Origin of the sequence: Bacillus sp. RO2 (genome assembly GCF_012911845.1) — a bacterium.
GTDB lineage: Bacteria > Bacillota > Bacilli > Bacillales > Bacillaceae_I > Sutcliffiella_A.
This window is the reverse complement of record NZ_JAAXCU010000046.1, coordinates 203,315-220,179: the sequence shown is the minus strand read 5'-3', so window position 1 is coordinate 220,179 and position 16,865 is coordinate 203,315. Positions and strand designations below refer to the sequence as shown.

The window sequence follows — 16,865 nt, the reverse complement described above, 5'->3', positions numbered from 1 at the left end:
GGATGAATCAACTATTGGAAAGTAATCGCAAAAGCTGGGACAAGGTCGCCCATTATTTCAACGGGGTGGATGCCCTTCCAAGTTACGGGCCTTTCAGTCAGACCGAAGAAGAATTGAAGCTTTTGGATGATTTGCAAAACAAAAAGGTGTTGGATATCGGGTTTGGAAGTGGTCATTCTTTAAAGTATATGGCGGAGGAAAAAGGCGCTACAGAACTGTGGGGAGTGGACCTTTCCACCGAGCAGAAATTAGCTGCAGAAAAAACCCTTCATGGCCTGGAACCCCGCTTATATTGTGCGCCGATGGAACAAGAAATCGACCTTCCCAAAGATTATTTTGATTGTGTTTATTCCATTTATGCGTTGGGCTGGACGACAGATTTAAAGGCAACCTTGCAGCTGATCTATTCCTATTTAAAACAAGGTGGAAGCTTCCTTTTCAGCTGGGATCATCCCTTATATGCTCATATTAGTAGCGAAAATGGTGTTATTACTTTAAATGGTTCCTACCAGCAAGAAGGACTGCATACCTTTGAAAATTTCAAAGGAGAAGATGCACCGATGACCATCCACACTAGAAAACTGGCAACTTACATAAATGAACTGATTCAAGCAGGCTTCACTATTGAGAAGGTAGTAGAAAGTGAGGCAGGTGCACGTTTTAAAGATGAGGACGCTCCGGTATCTGACCGCTACTATTCTCTTTACAAAACTCGCAGGTTTCCATCAACACTAATTATTAAAGCCAGAAAATAAGGGGGATTAGAGATGTTTTTCATTAATGTAGAGGGTGCTGTGTACAGAGGGGACAAATGGTTAATGATTGAGCGGAGTCGCAAGGAGGAGCATGCAGGTGGGATGCTTTCCTTTGTTGGAGGGACGGTTGATCCAGAAGGTGCTTCTTCTAATATTTTGGAGCGGACTTTGAGACGTGAGTTAATGGAGGAAGTAGGAATCAAGGTTCAAGAAATTATGACGTATGTCCGCAATACCTCTTTCGTTTTGCCGGATGGCCGGGAAGTTGTGGACATCGTATTCTTGTGTGAATGGAAGAGTGGCGAGCCCTTTCCTAAGAGTCCGGATGAAGTGGAGGCTGTTCATTGGATGACGACCGATAAAATAGTGAACCATCCTAAAACGGAATCCTATTTACATGACAATATTAAAGAAGCAGATAGATTAAGAAACCTGCCAAAACATAGCACAAACGAACAGGAAACCAATTGTTCACGCTGATAGGATAGACATAAGGGGTGAGGTTATATGGCGTTGGTAGAGTCGATTCAGCAGGCAATCGAATATATGGAAAAGAATCTGACAGAAGACATTACGATTGGGGATATAGCTAGACATGCAAATGTTTCTTCCTTTCATTTTCAACGTACATTCGGTTTATTGACGGATACATCGGTTGCAGAATATTTGAGAAGAAGAAGGTTGACGCTTGCTGCACAGGAATTGCTTACAACAGACAACAAGATTATCGATATCGCCTACAAATATGGTTACGACACTCCCGAGGCTTTCACGAAGGCATTCCGAAGGCAACATGGTACTTCTCCAACAGAAGTGCGGAAGCATGAAGGGAAGCTGCAAACTTATAACCGCCTGGTCATCCAGGTGACATTGGAAGGGGCAGAACCGATGAAGTATAGTGTAGTGAACAAAGAGGCATTTACAGTAGCTGGGAAAAAACGAAGATTTTCATGTGCTAATGATGAGCAGTCCAGGGAGATCCCGAAGTTTTGGCAGGATGTGAATGCAGAAGGTTTCACAGATAAGCTGTTTACATTAAATAATGGTGCCATTAAAGGCGTCCTTGGCGTGTGCGAAGGAACAACAGAAGAGATGAAATCAGAACAGGTGATGGACTATTGGGTGGCGGCTGCGATTGAAGGCGAAATTCCGGTAGAACTGGATAAATTAGAGATTCCAGCTTCTAAATGGGTAGTTTTTGAAGTGCACGGCCCGATGCCACATGCCATGCAGGATACTTGGAAGCGTATTTTCTCGGAGTGGTTTCCATCCAACAGCTACGAGCATTCTGGAGCACCTGATTTTGAATTGTACACGGATGAGAATCCGTCGAATCCAGACCTTTACTCGGAGATATGGATACCGATAAAATAAATAGTAGATGGTCCACCTTGTCGTGAAGAGGTGGACTTCTTATTTTTTTGAAAATAGAGAGGAGAAACTTCATCCATGGAAGACAATATTGCACAGGCGCACAAATTCACCAGTCATCATAAAAAAGGATTAGAAGAGGATAAGAAATGTGGCTGTTTTTATTGTTTGGAAATTTACAGCCCTACTCTTATAACAGAATGGATTGACCGAGATCAAACGGCCATATGTCCCCATTGCGGCATTGATTCTGTTATTGGGGAAAGTTCAGGGTTTCCTATTACTAAAGAGTTTTTGGAGAAAATGAATCAAGCTTGGTTTTGATACTAAAATCTTTATAGATGCCAGAAAAAGGAGAAATCCATAAAGTCTGGCATCTAAGGAGCTGAACGATGCCAGAAAAAGGAGAAATCCATAAAGTCTGGCATCTAAGAAGCCGAACGATGCCAGAAAAAGGAGAAATCCATAAAGTCTGGCATCTAAGGAGCTGATCGATGCCAGAAAAAGCAGAATCCCACAAAGTCTGGCATCTAAGAAGCTGAACGATGCCAAAAAGTGCAGACCCCTCTAAATTCTGTCATCATTCAAACTAAAGCCCCTCCAAAAAACCTCCCACGTCGCCACATCACCTTATAATCCTACCAAAAATGGATACACTGGAGAAATAATGCTAGTCGTATGTTCTTAAAAAAGAACAAAACTCTTGCTTAATAACGAATTGTAAATGTATAATTGTTCTTACTAGAGAACAAAACCGGCGTGGAGGTGTGCCATAATCAAAAAGCTATTAATCGCGCTGTTGCTATTAAACTTTTTTGACGGAGTTGCTACATATTTTGGTCTGCACTTTCAACTAATTAATGAAGGTAACCCGTTAATGAAATCCCTCTATGAAACAAGCCCGGCCTTATTTTTACTCTTTAAATTTGGCATCTCCATACTTCTACTGTTCTTCATACAAAATAATCTCAAACTTAAATCAGCCATTCTTAAAGTGGTCTGCATTACCGCCGTTTGTGGGTATAGCCTTGTCACAGTGCTACATATCTATTGGATCTACTACTATTTAAATTAAAAACATACACAATGGTAGTTTTCATCTACCACTGTGTATGTTATTAATAAAACTAGGACTTAAATAGAAAAGCCCGCCGTTAATGATTGTCACATGAATTTTTGGCTCATATTGCTCTTGAAGAGCTTTCTTTTCTGTTTCATAGGCCTCTGGCTTTTCTTCATCATCCTCGTAAAAATGTGTTAAAAGCTGGAGATCTTGATCCCATCTTTTCCTCGCGTCTTCTGCCCATTGATGATCTTCAGTTGCAATAAATCCATTTACATAATGCTCAAGCCTGGTAAGTCCACTTGCCGGCTTAATAATCGGAGTCATGGTAAAACAAAAATCAGGAATCTTAGGTGTCAGATTGATCTTTTCCACTTCTTCTTGAAACTTTTCTACAATCGTGCCAGTAATCAGATGGATACCAAGTGACATAATGACATCCTTCTTGCGGTCGCATTGATAACTTACTTTCATATTGACATTTAGCCATGGATGCAGGGGAAGATGACCTTCACCGGTATGAGAAGGAATATTTTCATACAGCCGAATATACCCTGCTAGACTTTTCGTGGATTCAAAAATTTGGTGCATACGTGGAGAGCCAAAATGGACATGATCCCCTTTTAAGTCTTCAGGTGCCTTGTTGCTGTCGGTAATCAAAGTCATCTTCATCGGATTTGGCACACCGCCTGTTTTTTCGAGGTAGTGCCAATAAAAAGGCCGGTTCATCAGTTCTTTGTCCATATCAATGGTCAATTGCACGGCAAGATGGCTGTTCGTGTTCTCGACTATTTCACAGCTGTTCGCCGTAAAGTATCGCTCCAAAAATCTATGAATTTCCCGCTGCTGCATGTGGACCGTCCTCCTTTTTCATCTGATCGGCAAATTCAATAATAGAGGAGAGGTTCTCCATCTTTATCTTCATTTCACCCTCTGACTTTGAATGAAGCATGATGTCTTGTATGTGCTCTTCTAAATTCTTGATTTCCATCTTCGTCAAGATATCATCAAGCTCTCCAATTACTCGTTCAAACAGATTAATTTTTTCATATAGCAACTTTAAAATATGTTCCTCGACGGTGTTACTTGTGGCAAAATTATAGATGTTCACATCACGCTCTTGTCCGAGCCTGTGAATCCGGCCAATGCGCTGCTCAAGTCTCATAGGGTTCCAGGGAAGGTCGTAGTTAATAATGTGGTTACAGAATTGCAGGTTGATTCCCTCGCCCCCGGCTTCTGTTGCAATCAGCACTTGCACATGATTTTTAAACAATTCTCTCATCCAATCCTTTTTACCTCGTTTGAAGCCTCCCCGAAAAGGAACAGATGTGATGCCATTTTGCTTTAAGAACCATTGGAGATACATTTGTGTCGCTCTATATTCGGTGAAGATGATGACTTTGTCATTTACATTTCTGATCAGCTCTAAAACTTTCTCTGCTTTAGAGTTTCGTCCAACCAAATCAATTTTTTCGAAAATGTTCAAAAGCCCCTGTGAGGGTTGATAATGTGGATTTTCTTGTTGCTTCCGTTCGATCATATTTTTAACGGTATAGTAGACAGCTTCCCTGCTGCTGCATGCTTCCCGCTGCAAGGTCATGATGGAGAATTGACTGGTAATCGGCACATAAGGATCTGTCTTTAACTGATTAATGGCATCATAAAGATCCTGTTCCTCTTTTGAAAATTCAATGATACAAGACTCCACATTTCTTTTTGGCCAATCAATGCCTGTATCCCCGCGCCTGTTTCGGATCATCACTTTATTGACGAGTTCTTTTAAATAATCGTCGTTCTCAAGCTTTCGGTCTTTTGCACGAAACACTTCCGTAAAATTACTCTCGCTCCCTAGGTGGCCGGGTTTTAGAAGGGACACTAGGTTGAAAATTTCTTCCACTTTATTTTGAATAGGAGTGGCTGTTAACAAAAGGCAAAACTTCTTCTTTAAATTCTGTACAAATTCATAGTTTTTGGTTTTATTATTTTTCAGTTTGTGAGCCTCATCAATTATCACCATGTCGTATTCCAAGCTATTGATGATTTCGCGGTGCGGACTCCTTTTTGCGGTATCAATTGAAGAAACCACTACATCACATTGCTCCCAAACATAACTCTTTTTTTGACCGATAGCGGGGATGTAGAATTTTTGATTCAATTCAATGGCCCATTGTGATACAAGGGATGCTGGAACTAAAATCAAAACCTTTTTCACTAGTCCTCGAATCATATATTCTTTAAGAATAAGTCCTGCTTCAATGGTCTTACCTAGCCCCACTTCATCGGCGAGTATGGCTTTCCCGTTCATCTCCTCCACCACATTTCTGGCAACTTCCAACTGGTGAGGAAGTGGAGTCAGTTGTGGCAAGTGGGAAGGAGCAAGCAATCCTTCAAATTCTGGGATGCTTAGATGGTTTTCCACCTCTAACGCAAGCTTGAATAGTTCGTAATTAGCCCAAGGACCATCATCTTCCATGCGTTTTAACAGTTCGTCCTGCCATTCTTTATCAAAAACAATCTCTACATTCATTGTTGTGCATCCTTTCTGAATTATCCAATTTATAGTATGTTGCAAAAGGATAGCGTTTTCATTAGAAAATATTGATAATCTACTTGTTTAAACACGAACATTTAGCTATATAAAAATAATAATAATAAGTGTTTTTATATTGCCAGATTCCTTTGTCTAATGGTAGGATAATAGTGAGCTTTTTAAGGCAGATTGCCTGGCTATATAAACATGAATGTTGTAACTTTCTATTAGTATGACCATGTTTAAAGAAAATATTATATTGCGAATGAGAACAAGGGGAGAGACTGCCATAAAAAATACGGCAGCGCCGAAGGAGCAAGCAGAATGACTGTGAATCTCTCAGGCAAAAAGACTCTTGTTGGACGCAACTCTGGAGAGCGTTTATTCCTATTGATTCGGAATAAACCACCAAAGGGGAAAGCCTTCTATATAAGGTAAACTTTCAGGTGCAAAGGACAGAGAACTCTTTTTTGAAAAAGGAGTTTCTCTGTCCTTTTTTGGATCAGAGCAAAAAGGCAAACTAGTAGGTTTACATTCTTTTGGTTAGTAAAAGGAGGAGAAAAGTAATGACTGAACTTAAAAAAACACCATTATTTGATGTGTACAAAGAGCATGGTGGTAAAACGATTGATTTTGGTGGATGGGATCTGCCCGTTCAATTTTCAAGTATTAAAGAAGAACACGAAGCGGTTCGAACAAAAGCCGGTTTATTCGATGTTTCCCACATGGGAGAGATTGAAGTAAAAGGAAAAGACAGTCTTGCTTACCTACAGAAAATGATGACAAATGACGTTTCCAAACTCAAAGACGGTGGTGCACAATACACAGCAATGTGTTATCCGGACGGTGGGACGGTAGACGATCTTCTAGTCTACAAAAAAGCGGATGAGGATTACCTGCTTGTTGTGAACGCATCCAATATAGAAAAAGATTATGATTGGTTAAAAAGCCATGCAATAGAAGAAGTAGAAGTCACAAATATCTCAGAGAGTATCGCACAGCTTGCGATTCAAGGTCCAGTTGCAGAGAAAGTTTTGCAAAAGCTGACAAGTACGGACCTTTCAGAAATTAAATTTTTTAAATTTAAAGAAAATGTAGATATTGATGGTATTTCAGCGCTTGTTTCTAGAACTGGTTACACAGGTGAAGATGGATTTGAAATCTATTGCCAGCAAGATGACGCAGTTCAACTTTGGAACACGCTGCTTGAAGCTGGAAAAGAAGACGGGCTAGTTCCATGCGGATTAGGTTCACGTGACACCTTGCGCTTTGAAGCCAAGCTTGCTCTTTACGGTCAAGAACTTTCAAAAGACATAACACCGATTGAAGCTGGTATTGGTTTCGCAGTCAAAACGAACAAAGAAGAGGATTTCTTCGGGAAAGAAGTTTTAAAAGAGCAAAAAGAAAACGGCGCACCTCGAAGTATCGTTGGAATTGAAATGATAGACAAAGGAATTCCTCGACACGGCTATGAAGTGTTTGTAGGTGACGAGCAAGTTGGGGAAGTGACAACTGGTACTCAATCTCCAACTTTAAAGAAAAATGTCGGCCTGGCACTTTTGAAAAAAGAATTCACAGATCTTGAAACAGAAGTGGAAGTGCAAGTTCGTAAAAAACGTCTAAAAGCAAAAGTGGTAAAAGCACCATTCTATCAACGTCCGAAAAACTAACCGGAGAGGGGAACTCACATGAAACATCGTTATTTACCGATGACAGACCAAGATATTCAAGAAATGCTTCAAGTAATAGGAGTACAAACTATTGACGAACTATTTTCAGACATCCCGGAAAGCGTTCGATTTGACGGAGAACTGAAAATTAAACAAGCAAAATCTGAGTCAGAATTGATGCGTGAGTTAAGTGAGCTTGCTGCTAAAAATAAAGATTTAAGAAAGCATGCTTCCTTCTTGGGAGCTGGCGTATACGATCATTACATGCCGGTCATCGTTGACCATGTTATTTCCCGTTCTGAATTTTACACAGCATACACGCCTTATCAGCCTGAGATCTCACAAGGGGAACTGCAAGCTATCTTTGAATTCCAAACAATGATTTGTGAACTAACAGGCATGGACGTGGCAAACTCGTCTATGTATGACGGCCCAACAGCCTTCGCAGAAGCAGCGATGCTTTCTTGCGGTCATACGAAAAAGAAAAAAGTGCTTATTTCGGGCGCAGTTCACCCTGAAGCAAAAGCAGTGGTAACTTCTTATGCAAAAGGACAATATGTGGAAGTGGTAGAGATCCCAACGAAAAATGGAGTAACCGATGTAGCTGCATTAGAAGAAATGATGTCATCTGACGTTGCGGCAGTAATGGTTCAATATCCAAACTTCTTCGGTCAAGTGGAGCCGCTGCAAGAAATTGAAAAAATTGCTCATACAGACAAGGGAATGTTCGTTGTTTCTTCTAATCCGTTGGCGCTTGGTGCTCTGACACCTCCGGGTAAATTTGGTGCTGATATTGTAACAGGTGATGCGCAACCATTCGGAATCCCTACTCAATTCGGTGGACCGCATTGTGGTTATTTTGCGGTAACATCCAAATTGATGCGTAAAGTTCCTGGTAGATTAGTAGGTCAGACAGTGGACGAGGAAGGCCAACGCGGATTCGTTCTGACGCTGCAAGCACGTGAACAACATATCCGTCGTGATAAAGCGACTTCCAACATCTGTTCCAACCAGGCATTGAATGCACTCGCAGCATCTGTTGCCATGACAGCCCTTGGCAAAAAGGGTGTGAAGGAAATGGCCGTACAAAACATCCAAAAAGCACAATATGCTAAGCGTTCTTTAGAAGCAGCAGGTCTTGAAGTAACATTCAGCGGTCCGTTCTTCAACGAATTCGTTGTAAAACTGTCCACTCCTATTAAAGAAGTAAACCGCAAGCTTCTTGAAAAAGGAATGATCGGTGGCTACGACCTAGGAACATACTATCCTGAACTGGAAAACCATATGCTACTTGCAGTTACAGAATTACGCACGAAAGAAGAAATTGACACACTAGCGAGAGAAATGGGGGCTCATCAGCAATGAAGAAGCAAAATCAACCACTCATTTTTGAAATGTCCAGAGAAGGTCGTATTGGATACAGCCTGCCTGAAAACGATGTACCTGAAGTAGATTTAGCAGAACTTTTCCCAAGCGAATACATCCGCGAGGAAGCACCAGAACTACCGGAAGTTTCCGAGCTTGATATTATGCGTCACTATACAGCATTGAGTAATCGAAACCACGGTGTGGACTCCGGCTTCTACCCGCTTGGTTCTTGTACGATGAAATATAACCCGAAAATCAATGAAAACGTAGCACGCTTCCCAGGCTTTGCACATATCCATCCATTGCAGTGTGAATCAACTGTACAAGGTGCGTTGGAATTGATGCACGACTTGCAAGAGCACTTGATTGAAATCACAGGAATGGATGAAGTGACACTGCAACCTGCGGCCGGAGCACATGGTGAGTGGACAGGTCTAATGATGATTCGTGCATTCCATGAAGCAAACAATGACCATAACCGTACAAAAGTTATCGTTCCTGACTCCGCACATGGAACAAATCCGGCTTCTGCAACTGTTGCTGGTCTTGAAACCATTACGGTTAAATCCGATGAAAACGGTTTGGTAGATTTAGAGGATCTTCGCAGAGTGGTAGGGGAAGACACGGCTGCTTTGATGTTGACCAACCCGAACACGCTTGGCCTTTTTGAAGAGAATATTCTAGAAATGGCGCGCATCGTCCATGATGCAGGCGGAAAGCTTTATTATGACGGAGCGAACCTGAATGCGGTATTAAGCAAAGCGCGTCCTGGAGACATGGGCTTTGACGTGGTTCACCTGAACTTGCATAAAACATTTACAGGCCCTCACGGTGGCGGTGGTCCTGGTTCCGGTCCAGTCGGCGTTAAAGCTGATTTGATCCCTTACTTGCCTAAGCCATTAGTAGTGAAAAATGAAGACGGCACGTTCGGTTTCGACTACGATCGTCCACAATCTATCGGTCGCGTGAAGCCGTTCTACGGAAACTTCGGCATTAATGTTCGTGCATACACGTATATCCGTTCTATGGGTCCAGATGGTCTGAAAGCAGTAACGGAATATGCCGTACTGAACGCGAATTACATGATGCGCCGTTTGGCAGAGCACTACGATTTACCGTTTGACAGACATTGTAAGCACGAATTTGTGCTAAGTGGTAAGCGTCAGAAGAAGCTTGGTGTTCGCACATTGGATATCGCCAAACGCCTGCTTGACTTCGGCTACCATCCGCCAACGATTTACTTCCCATTGAATGTGGAAGAGTGCATCATGATCGAGCCGACTGAAACGGAATCAAAAGAAACATTGGATTCCTTCATTGAAGCGATGATCCAGATTGCGCGTGAAGCGGAAGAAAATCCGGAAGTCGTTCAAGAAGCACCTCATACGACCGTGATTAAGAGATTGGATGAGACGCTGGCAGCGCGTAAGCCAGTGTTGCGTTATCAGAAGGAAGCTTGAATGAGATTTTGATTGGAGAGAGGACAGGGGGACCTGTTCTCTTTTCTATGGTGTTGGACGGGAACTTGCGGGTTTAATGGTGTCGGATTTGGTGAGATTGTGTCGATTTCTTGATATGTTGTGATTTTTATTGATATATGCTGAAAATTATTGATATATCCCGAGAATTATTGATATATCGGAATTTTTCTTGATATATTTCATTTTTTCTTGATATCCGTAGCATGCCGACTCCGTTCTATCACTTTAATGCCATAAATCAGCACACCTCATCTTTTTTCACTTCTCAAACTCCCCAAAAACCCGTAAGATATAACTAGAAACAAAGGGAGGGGAAAGCAAATGTACTATGAGCAAACCTATAAAGCACGAGAAGAACTGCTAGAATTATTAAAAGGAATCTCAGAAGAACAACTGCATCAAAAACACGAAAACCTCTGGACCGTCTCTCAAAACGTAGAGCACTTATATCTAATTGAAAACAAGATCACCAACGGCCTAAGAAAAGCGATTGAAGTGAAACATGAAGTAGAAGAGAAAGAATTGAATTTGGCAAAAATCCTAGCCAACAGAACATATAAAGTGGTGGCTCCGGAAGACATTACTCCTTCCGAACACCCGTACACAAAAACAGAACTAATAGATTTGCTGGAGCAATCCAGAGCTAACCTGAACACATTCATTCAAGAAGTGAACGAAGAGACTTTACATAAATACGGCTTTAATCACCGCTGGATCGGCGACCTCTCTGCGCAACAATGGGTACAACTAATAGGGTTCCATGAGCGACGTCACATCGATCAAATCAACCAAACATTAAACAACACCGTTCAATAAACACAAAAGAGCACTTGCAGTTACTTACTCTGCAAGTGCTCTTATCTATTAATTCTTCGTTCTAATTTTACCGCCCCATTGCTTGAAGCCGCCCTTAAGTTGATAAAGCTGCGTGTACCCTTTACGCTTTAACATTTGAGCTGCACGACCACTACGCATGGTGTTCTGGCAATAAATATAGACAGGTTGGTCTTGTCTTACCTCTCTCATTCTCATTTTCATTTGAGATAGAGGGATATTTCTTGCGCCAAGGATGTGCCCGCCTTCATACTCTTTTGGTTCACGAACATCAATCAATTGCGCTTTACGATAACCAGCACGAAATTCTTCTTCCGTTAAGGTTGTTAGAATTTTACGTTGGTAGATAAACATGATCACTGAATAGACAATAAATGCCGCCAAAATTCCTAAAGTTACGTATAAAGCCAAACTAGACAACCCCTCTTTTTCTTTTTATACCAAAGTATATTATATAAAAGCTCGTCCGAAATGTCATCCTTTTCTACTAGCCGGCCATAAAAAACTGCCAAGCTTTAACTTTGAAATCCCGGTGTACTTTTGGTAGACTAATTCATCATATAAAGATAAATGAGGTACATAACATGACTAGAGAAACTTGGAGGTTTATTGATTCACAAAATCAATCTCCTGCATTTAATATGGCGCTTGATGAAGCATTATTAGATTGGCACAGTAAAGGCATCATTCCACCAACTATCCGTTTTTATGGTTGGAATCCTCCGACATTATCTGTCGGTTATTTTCAAAAAGTAGAAAAAGAAATAAATATGGAACGTGTAAAAGAACTTGGCCTTGGGTTTGTTAGAAGACCAACAGGTGGCCGTGGTGTCCTTCACGACATGGAACTAACCTATAGTGTTATTGTCTCGGAAGAGCATCCAGAAATGCCGCAAACGGTAACAGAGGCATACCGAGTCATTTCAGAAGGTATTTTAGAAGGTTTCAAAGCGCTTGGACTTGATGCATACTTCGCAATTCCAAGAACAGAAGAGGAAAAGCAAGGATTGAAGAATCCCCGTTCTTCTGTTTGTTTTGATGCACCATCCTGGTATGAGCTTGTAGTAGAAGGAAGAAAGGTTGCCGGCAGTGCGCAGACACGTCAAAAAGGTGTCATACTTCAGCATGGCTCCATTCTACTAGATATTGATGAGGACATGTTGTTTAGCCTGTTTAACTACCCAAGCGAACGCGTAAAGGAACGAATGCAGAAGAATTTTAAAAATAAAGCGGTGGCAATCAATGCTCTTCGCGAGAATCCAGTTACCATGGAAGAAGCAAAGAAGGCTTTTTATGAGGGGTTTGAAAAAGGACTTAACATTACACTTGAAACATATGAACTGACAGAAGCAGAATTAGCTGAAGTACATGCCATAATGGAAAAGAAATATTCCACAGACGAGTGGAATTATAAAAGATAACGAGGAGCATATTTCTCGTTATCTTTTTGTTTTGCACTACATCTAGTAGGGTAGTGTAAAGAGTCGACTAGATATGTAAAAAGTCAAGAATGAAAAATAAAAAAATATTTTTCGTCAAATAGGAAGGATTTTCTTAAAACGTTGGTACAGTAGGCTCGCTATAATTCGTAAAAATGCGCAACCGACAAAAAAAGTCATTCTGCCTCGAAAATAGATTATAATCTTCGTTTCTCTTGATTATCCTCCCTAAATTGACCCTTTTACAATTTGACAAATTTAGATTTATTCTGCGGAAAATCAATATATAGTAGTGTCGAAAATATTTTATATACTATATGTTGATATTTTGCCAACAGATATGATACCTTATCTGTACAAACAAATTTTACAGGAGTAACTTTTGGTAGAACTACTAGTTTTAGAGGAGTTGTAATAATGACCATTGCTATTAATGAAAACAAATTGAAAATTAATGTAGAACGCTTGAACAAGGACATCGGCTTGTTTCCTCAAGTACACCCCATTACAGAGGACATGACCACCACACATAAAGGTGTTTCCCGCCTGGTCATGCTCGATCGTTACGCATTCAAAGATACAGAAAAAGTAACACTTACCGCTGGAGATTTTGTTGTATTAACGATTAAAGAAGATCCCAAATTCCCTGCAAGAGGTCTTGGTTTCATTCAAGACATAGACTGGTCTACCAAGAAGGCTTCTGTACTAATTGAAGAAGAGTATCGTGGAGTTCTGACAAAGCAAGGTGAAGCCGAAACAGGCGTAGTTGTTCGTTCCCTGGATGTCATTGAAAAGCCTCTAGAAGTCTTCTACGAGCAAATTGCCAAACGTAACGCAAAAGGCTTGGCAGCGGTAGAAACGACAGAAGAGAATCGCCAGGAATGGTTTGAGAAGTTCTATCATGAACTAGTTAACATGAACTTTGTTCCAGCTGGACGTGTGTTATATGGTGCTGGGGCTGACACGGATGTAACATACTTCAATTGTTATGTGATGCCGTTTGTGCAAGATTCCCGTGAAGGAATTTCGGAACACCGTAAACAAGTAATGGAAATCATGAGCCGCGGAGGCGGGGTTGGTACAAACGGTTCAACGCTTCGTCCACGAAACGCGCTTGCAAGAGGAGTGAACGGTAAATCTTCTGGTAGTGTTTCATGGTTGGATGACATTGCAAAATTGACGCATCTTGTGGAACAAGGTGGATCAAGACGTGGTAAATCAGCTTAAGTGCCTCGTCTATAAACAAACCTCGTGAATTGCTGGAAAGTCTTTCATGACTTGTTGGCTACAACGTGACTGGAAACGGTGAGCGTGAATGCTTAAGAACAACAAGCGGTCAAAGATAATCAGCAGCCAAGCACCTGTCAAATGGTGAAGGTTCAACGACCATCGAAAACATGCCGAAGTTTGGCAGAAGTGAGTAGAGTAGGATTCAAGCGAATCCGAAGTGCGAGGACACTTTTACAAGTGTAAGATATGGTCTGAACTCTATGGTGACATAGAGAGTCGATTAAGCGAATCGGCGTAACGAAATGGCTCAAATGATTATGCTAGCAGACTGGCACCCAGATATCGTCGAATTCATCATTTCCAAAATGCAAAACCCGAGAATTTTGCGCTACCTAATTGAAAATACAAACGATGAAAGCATCAAAAAAGCGGCAGAGGATAAACTGAAGTTCACTCCATTAACAGATCAGGAAATCACAATGTACCAATCTGTTACAAACTTCAAGCACATCCCTGGATATGGCGGATTTACAGAAGCCATCATCAAGGATGCAGAGCAGAAGTTAAAAGTTGGTGGAACTTACACCGTTCATAACTCAGAGTTCCTAACTGGAGCCAACATCTCCATTACCCTAACAAAAGAGTTTATGGAAGCTGTTGAGAATGATGCTGACTTTGATCTTCGTTTCCCTGATGTGGAAGCATACGATAAAGACGAAATGGCTATCTACAACGAGCAGTGGTCAGAAGTTGGAGACGTACGAGAGTGGGAGAAACTTGGTCACAAGGTGAGAGTGTACAGAAAGATAAAGGCAAAAGAACTTTGGAACCTGGTCAATATTTGTGCAACCTACTCAGCAGAACCTGGTATCTTCTTTATCGACAATGCCAACGATATGACAAATGCTAAAGCATACGGACAAAAGGTTGTAGCAACCAACCCATGTGGAGAACAACCCCTCGCACCATTTTCTGTCTGTAACTTAGCAGCTGTTAACTTGGCTCAATTTGCAGACAAGGAAACGAAAACAGTAAACTTTGAAAAGCTAAAACAAACAGTAGAAGTCGGCGTTAGAATGCAAGATAATGTAATCGATGCAACGCCTTACTTCTTAGAAGAAAATAAAAAGCAGGCATTAGGAGAGCGCCGTGTTGGTCTAGGAGTAATGGGCCTACACGATCTTCTAATCTATTGTGAAACAGAATACGGCTCTGAAAAAGGCAATGAGCTTGTTGATAAAGTATTTGAAACAATCGCAGTTACTGCGTATCGTGCTTCTGTGGAACTTGGAAAAGAAAAAGGAAGCTTCCCATTCCTTACTGGTGATACAGAAGAAGAAACAAATCGCCTTCGTGAAGCATTCACGAAAACAGGCTTCATGAGCAAAATGCCGGAAGATATCAAAGAAGGTATCATGACTTCAGGTATCCGTAACTCTCACCTGTTAACAGTAGCTCCAACTGGTTCAACAGGAACGATGGTAGGAGTATCTACTGGACTTGAGCCATACTTCTCCTTCTCTTACTTCCGCAGTGGACGTCTAGGGAAGTTCATTGAAGTAAAAGCGGACATCGTTCAAGAATACTTGGATGCAAACCCAGAAGCGGATGCAGAGAACCTTCCAAACTGGTTCATCTCTGCTATGGAACTTGCTCCTGAGGCACATGCGGATGTTCAATGCATCATCCAAAACTGGATAGACAGCTCCATTTCCAAAACGGTAAACGCACCGAAAGGATATACGGTCGATCAAGTTAAAAAAGTTTACGAACGCCTTTATAAAGGTGGAGCAAAAGGTGGTACCGTGTATGTGGACGGAAGCCGTGACTCCCAGGTACTGACGCTAAAAGCAGAAGAGAACACGATGGATGAAGGCGAACAAATCCAAATGGAAGATGTCGTCAAAAAGCCTGTAGTGCTTGTTGAAACGATCAACGATCTACGTTCAACCAATGTACAATACGGATCAGAAGTAGGAAATACCTGCCCAGTATGTCGTATTGGAACGGTTAAAGAGATTGGCGGCTGCAATACTTGCACAGATTGCGGTGCGCAATTGAAGTGTGGATTATAATTTTATCGAAACGAGTATGGATTACTAGTGTATTCCATACTCGTTTTTGTTTTGGCGATAGAGATGGGTTTGTCTCCGCCCGAACCCACATCAGATAAGTTAAAACGGTAGTAGAGAAGCGCTGTCTCCGCCCAATTCAACATGAGAAAAGAAATAACGGTAGTAGAGAAGCGGTCTCTCCACCCGAAACCATGGATAAGAAGTAAAAACGGTAGTAGAGAAGCGGTCTCTCCGCCCGAAACCACCGAAAAGAAGTAAAAACGGTAGTAGAGAAGCACACTCTCCGCCCAAAAACATCCACAGAATGTCCAAACGGTAACAGAGAAAGCCACTTTAAACGCGAAAACACCCCAAAGCCTACAAGAGAATACAAGACACCTTGAAAGAGGTAAAAGTCGACATACAAATCTTCCATTTCAACAGTTATCAATACGAAAAGAATTAAACAAAGCCCTAACTTGTCATCCCCCGTGAGTTAGGGTATCATTTTATATGACGGCTTAGAACGTGGATTGGAAACGGAGGGATATTATGCCTACCCCAAGTATGGAAGATTACATAGAGCAGATATACATGTTGATTGAAGAAAAAGGATATGCACGGGTTTCAGACATTGCCGAAGCATTGGCGGTACATCCCTCTTCTGTAACAAAAATGGTCCAAAAACTTGATAAAGACCAGTACTTAATCTATGAAAAATATCGCGGACTAGTTCTTACCTCAAAAGGAAAGAAAATCGGTAAGCGATTAGTATATCGTCATGAATTACTCGAGCAGTTCTTAAGAGTGATAGGTGTAAATGAGGAAAATATTTATGAAGATGTAGAAGGCATTGAGCATCATTTAAGCTGGAATGCCATTGATCGTATTGGTGATCTTGTTCAATATTTTGAAGAAGAAAAAGAACGTGTGGAAGCTTTGCAAACCATCCAAAAACAAAATGAAGAGAACCAATAAAGAGATAGACCTTGCCATCTGGCAGTGAGGTCTGTCTCTTTTTTTGCTCTCGACAAGGAAAAGGGTATATTTTGCCCGTTTCCTTATTAAAG

At 41.3% G+C, this 16,865-nt stretch carries 14 protein-coding genes, 2 pseudogenes and 2 riboswitches; of the genes and pseudogenes, 13 read left to right on the top strand and 3 right to left on the bottom strand.

What is annotated here, in order from left to right:
- Positions 1-2 precede the first annotated feature (2 nt).
- From HF078_RS14955 to HF078_RS21315, 5 genes are all read left to right on the top strand, one after another.
- Positions 3-755, top strand: a complete 753-nt coding sequence (locus tag HF078_RS14955) for a class I SAM-dependent methyltransferase (protein WP_205831636.1) — start codon at positions 3-5, stop codon at positions 753-755.
- Positions 756-767: 12 nt separating this feature from the next.
- Positions 768-1,235: an NUDIX hydrolase gene (locus HF078_RS14950; protein ID WP_169291868.1), complete on the top strand. Its 468-nt coding sequence runs from the start codon at positions 768-770 to the stop codon at positions 1,233-1,235.
- A gap of 27 nt (positions 1,236-1,262) precedes the next feature.
- A complete protein-coding gene (locus HF078_RS14945; protein ID WP_169291867.1) occupies positions 1,263-2,129 on the top strand; it encodes an AraC family transcriptional regulator in 867 nt (288 codons plus the stop codon).
- Between the two features lie 75 nt (positions 2,130-2,204).
- Complete coding sequence (locus tag HF078_RS14940) at positions 2,205-2,450, top strand: cytoplasmic protein (RefSeq protein ID WP_169291866.1); 246 nt, start codon at positions 2,205-2,207, stop codon at positions 2,448-2,450.
- Positions 2,451-2,925: 475 nt separating this feature from the next.
- A complete protein-coding gene (locus HF078_RS21315; protein ID WP_481748023.1) occupies positions 2,926-3,201 on the top strand; it encodes a DUF5658 family protein in 276 nt (91 codons plus the stop codon).
- A 21-nt stretch (positions 3,202-3,222) separates the two neighbouring features.
- Here HF078_RS21315 and HF078_RS14935 read toward each other — a convergent pair whose 3' ends face one another.
- Together HF078_RS14935 and HF078_RS14930 are read right to left on the bottom strand one after the other, a co-directional pair.
- Positions 3,223-4,041, bottom strand: a complete 819-nt coding sequence (locus tag HF078_RS14935) for a YqhG family protein (protein WP_169291865.1) — start codon at positions 4,039-4,041, stop codon at positions 3,223-3,225.
- On the bottom strand, positions 4,019-5,716 hold the full coding sequence (locus tag HF078_RS14930) for a DEAD/DEAH box helicase (RefSeq protein WP_169291864.1): 1,698 nt from the start codon (positions 5,714-5,716) through the stop codon (positions 4,019-4,021). The genes HF078_RS14935 and HF078_RS14930 overlap by 23 nt, the downstream gene beginning before the upstream one ends.
- A 268-nt stretch (positions 5,717-5,984) precedes the next feature.
- A riboswitch (glycine riboswitch) is annotated at positions 5,985-6,084 on the top strand.
- A gap of 3 nt (positions 6,085-6,087) precedes the next feature.
- Positions 6,088-6,180: riboswitch (glycine riboswitch) on the top strand.
- Between the two features lie 105 nt (positions 6,181-6,285).
- Here HF078_RS14930 and gcvT point away from each other — a divergent pair.
- The 4 genes from gcvT (at position 6,286) to HF078_RS14910 (ending at position 11,054) form a co-directional block, all read left to right on the top strand.
- Entirely contained in the window at positions 6,286-7,389 is a 1,104-nt protein-coding gene (gene gcvT / locus HF078_RS14925) for a glycine cleavage system aminomethyltransferase GcvT (RefSeq protein ID WP_169291863.1), read from the top strand.
- 18 nt (positions 7,390-7,407) lie between these two features.
- Positions 7,408-8,754, top strand: a complete 1,347-nt coding sequence (gcvPA, locus tag HF078_RS14920; protein ID WP_169291862.1) for an aminomethyl-transferring glycine dehydrogenase subunit GcvPA — start codon at positions 7,408-7,410, stop codon at positions 8,752-8,754.
- Positions 8,751-10,217: an aminomethyl-transferring glycine dehydrogenase subunit GcvPB gene (gene gcvPB / locus HF078_RS14915; RefSeq protein ID WP_169291861.1), complete on the top strand. Its 1,467-nt coding sequence runs from the start codon at positions 8,751-8,753 to the stop codon at positions 10,215-10,217. The genes gcvPA and gcvPB overlap by 4 nt, the downstream gene beginning before the upstream one ends.
- A 342-nt stretch (positions 10,218-10,559) precedes the next feature.
- Positions 10,560-11,054 (top strand): DinB family protein, encoded by a 495-nt coding sequence (locus HF078_RS14910; protein WP_169291860.1) that lies wholly within the window; start codon positions 10,560-10,562, stop codon positions 11,052-11,054.
- 48 nt (positions 11,055-11,102) lie between these two features.
- Here HF078_RS14910 and HF078_RS14905 read toward each other — a convergent pair whose 3' ends face one another.
- Positions 11,103-11,483, bottom strand: a complete 381-nt coding sequence (locus tag HF078_RS14905; protein ID WP_060664943.1) for a rhodanese-like domain-containing protein — start codon at positions 11,481-11,483, stop codon at positions 11,103-11,105.
- Positions 11,484-11,656: 173 nt separating this feature from the next.
- On the opposite strand from HF078_RS14905, the gene HF078_RS14900 reads away from it, so the two are divergent.
- The 4 genes and pseudogenes from HF078_RS14900 to mntR all read left to right on the top strand — a co-directional run bounded on the left by HF078_RS14900 (position 11,657) and on the right by mntR (position 16,773).
- Complete coding sequence (locus HF078_RS14900) at positions 11,657-12,493, top strand: lipoate--protein ligase family protein (protein ID WP_169291859.1); 837 nt, start codon at positions 11,657-11,659, stop codon at positions 12,491-12,493.
- Positions 12,494-12,928: 435 nt separating this feature from the next.
- Positions 12,929-13,726 (top strand): annotated as a pseudogene (locus HF078_RS14895) (ribonucleotide reductase N-terminal alpha domain-containing protein); the annotation flags it as partial.
- Between the two features lie 320 nt (positions 13,727-14,046).
- Positions 14,047-15,816 (top strand): annotated as a pseudogene (locus tag HF078_RS14890) (vitamin B12-dependent ribonucleotide reductase); the annotation flags it as partial.
- A gap of 531 nt (positions 15,817-16,347) precedes the next feature.
- A complete protein-coding gene (gene mntR, locus HF078_RS14885) occupies positions 16,348-16,773 on the top strand; it encodes a transcriptional regulator MntR (RefSeq protein WP_169291857.1) in 426 nt (141 codons plus the stop codon).
- The last annotated feature ends 92 nt before the right edge of the window (positions 16,774-16,865 follow it).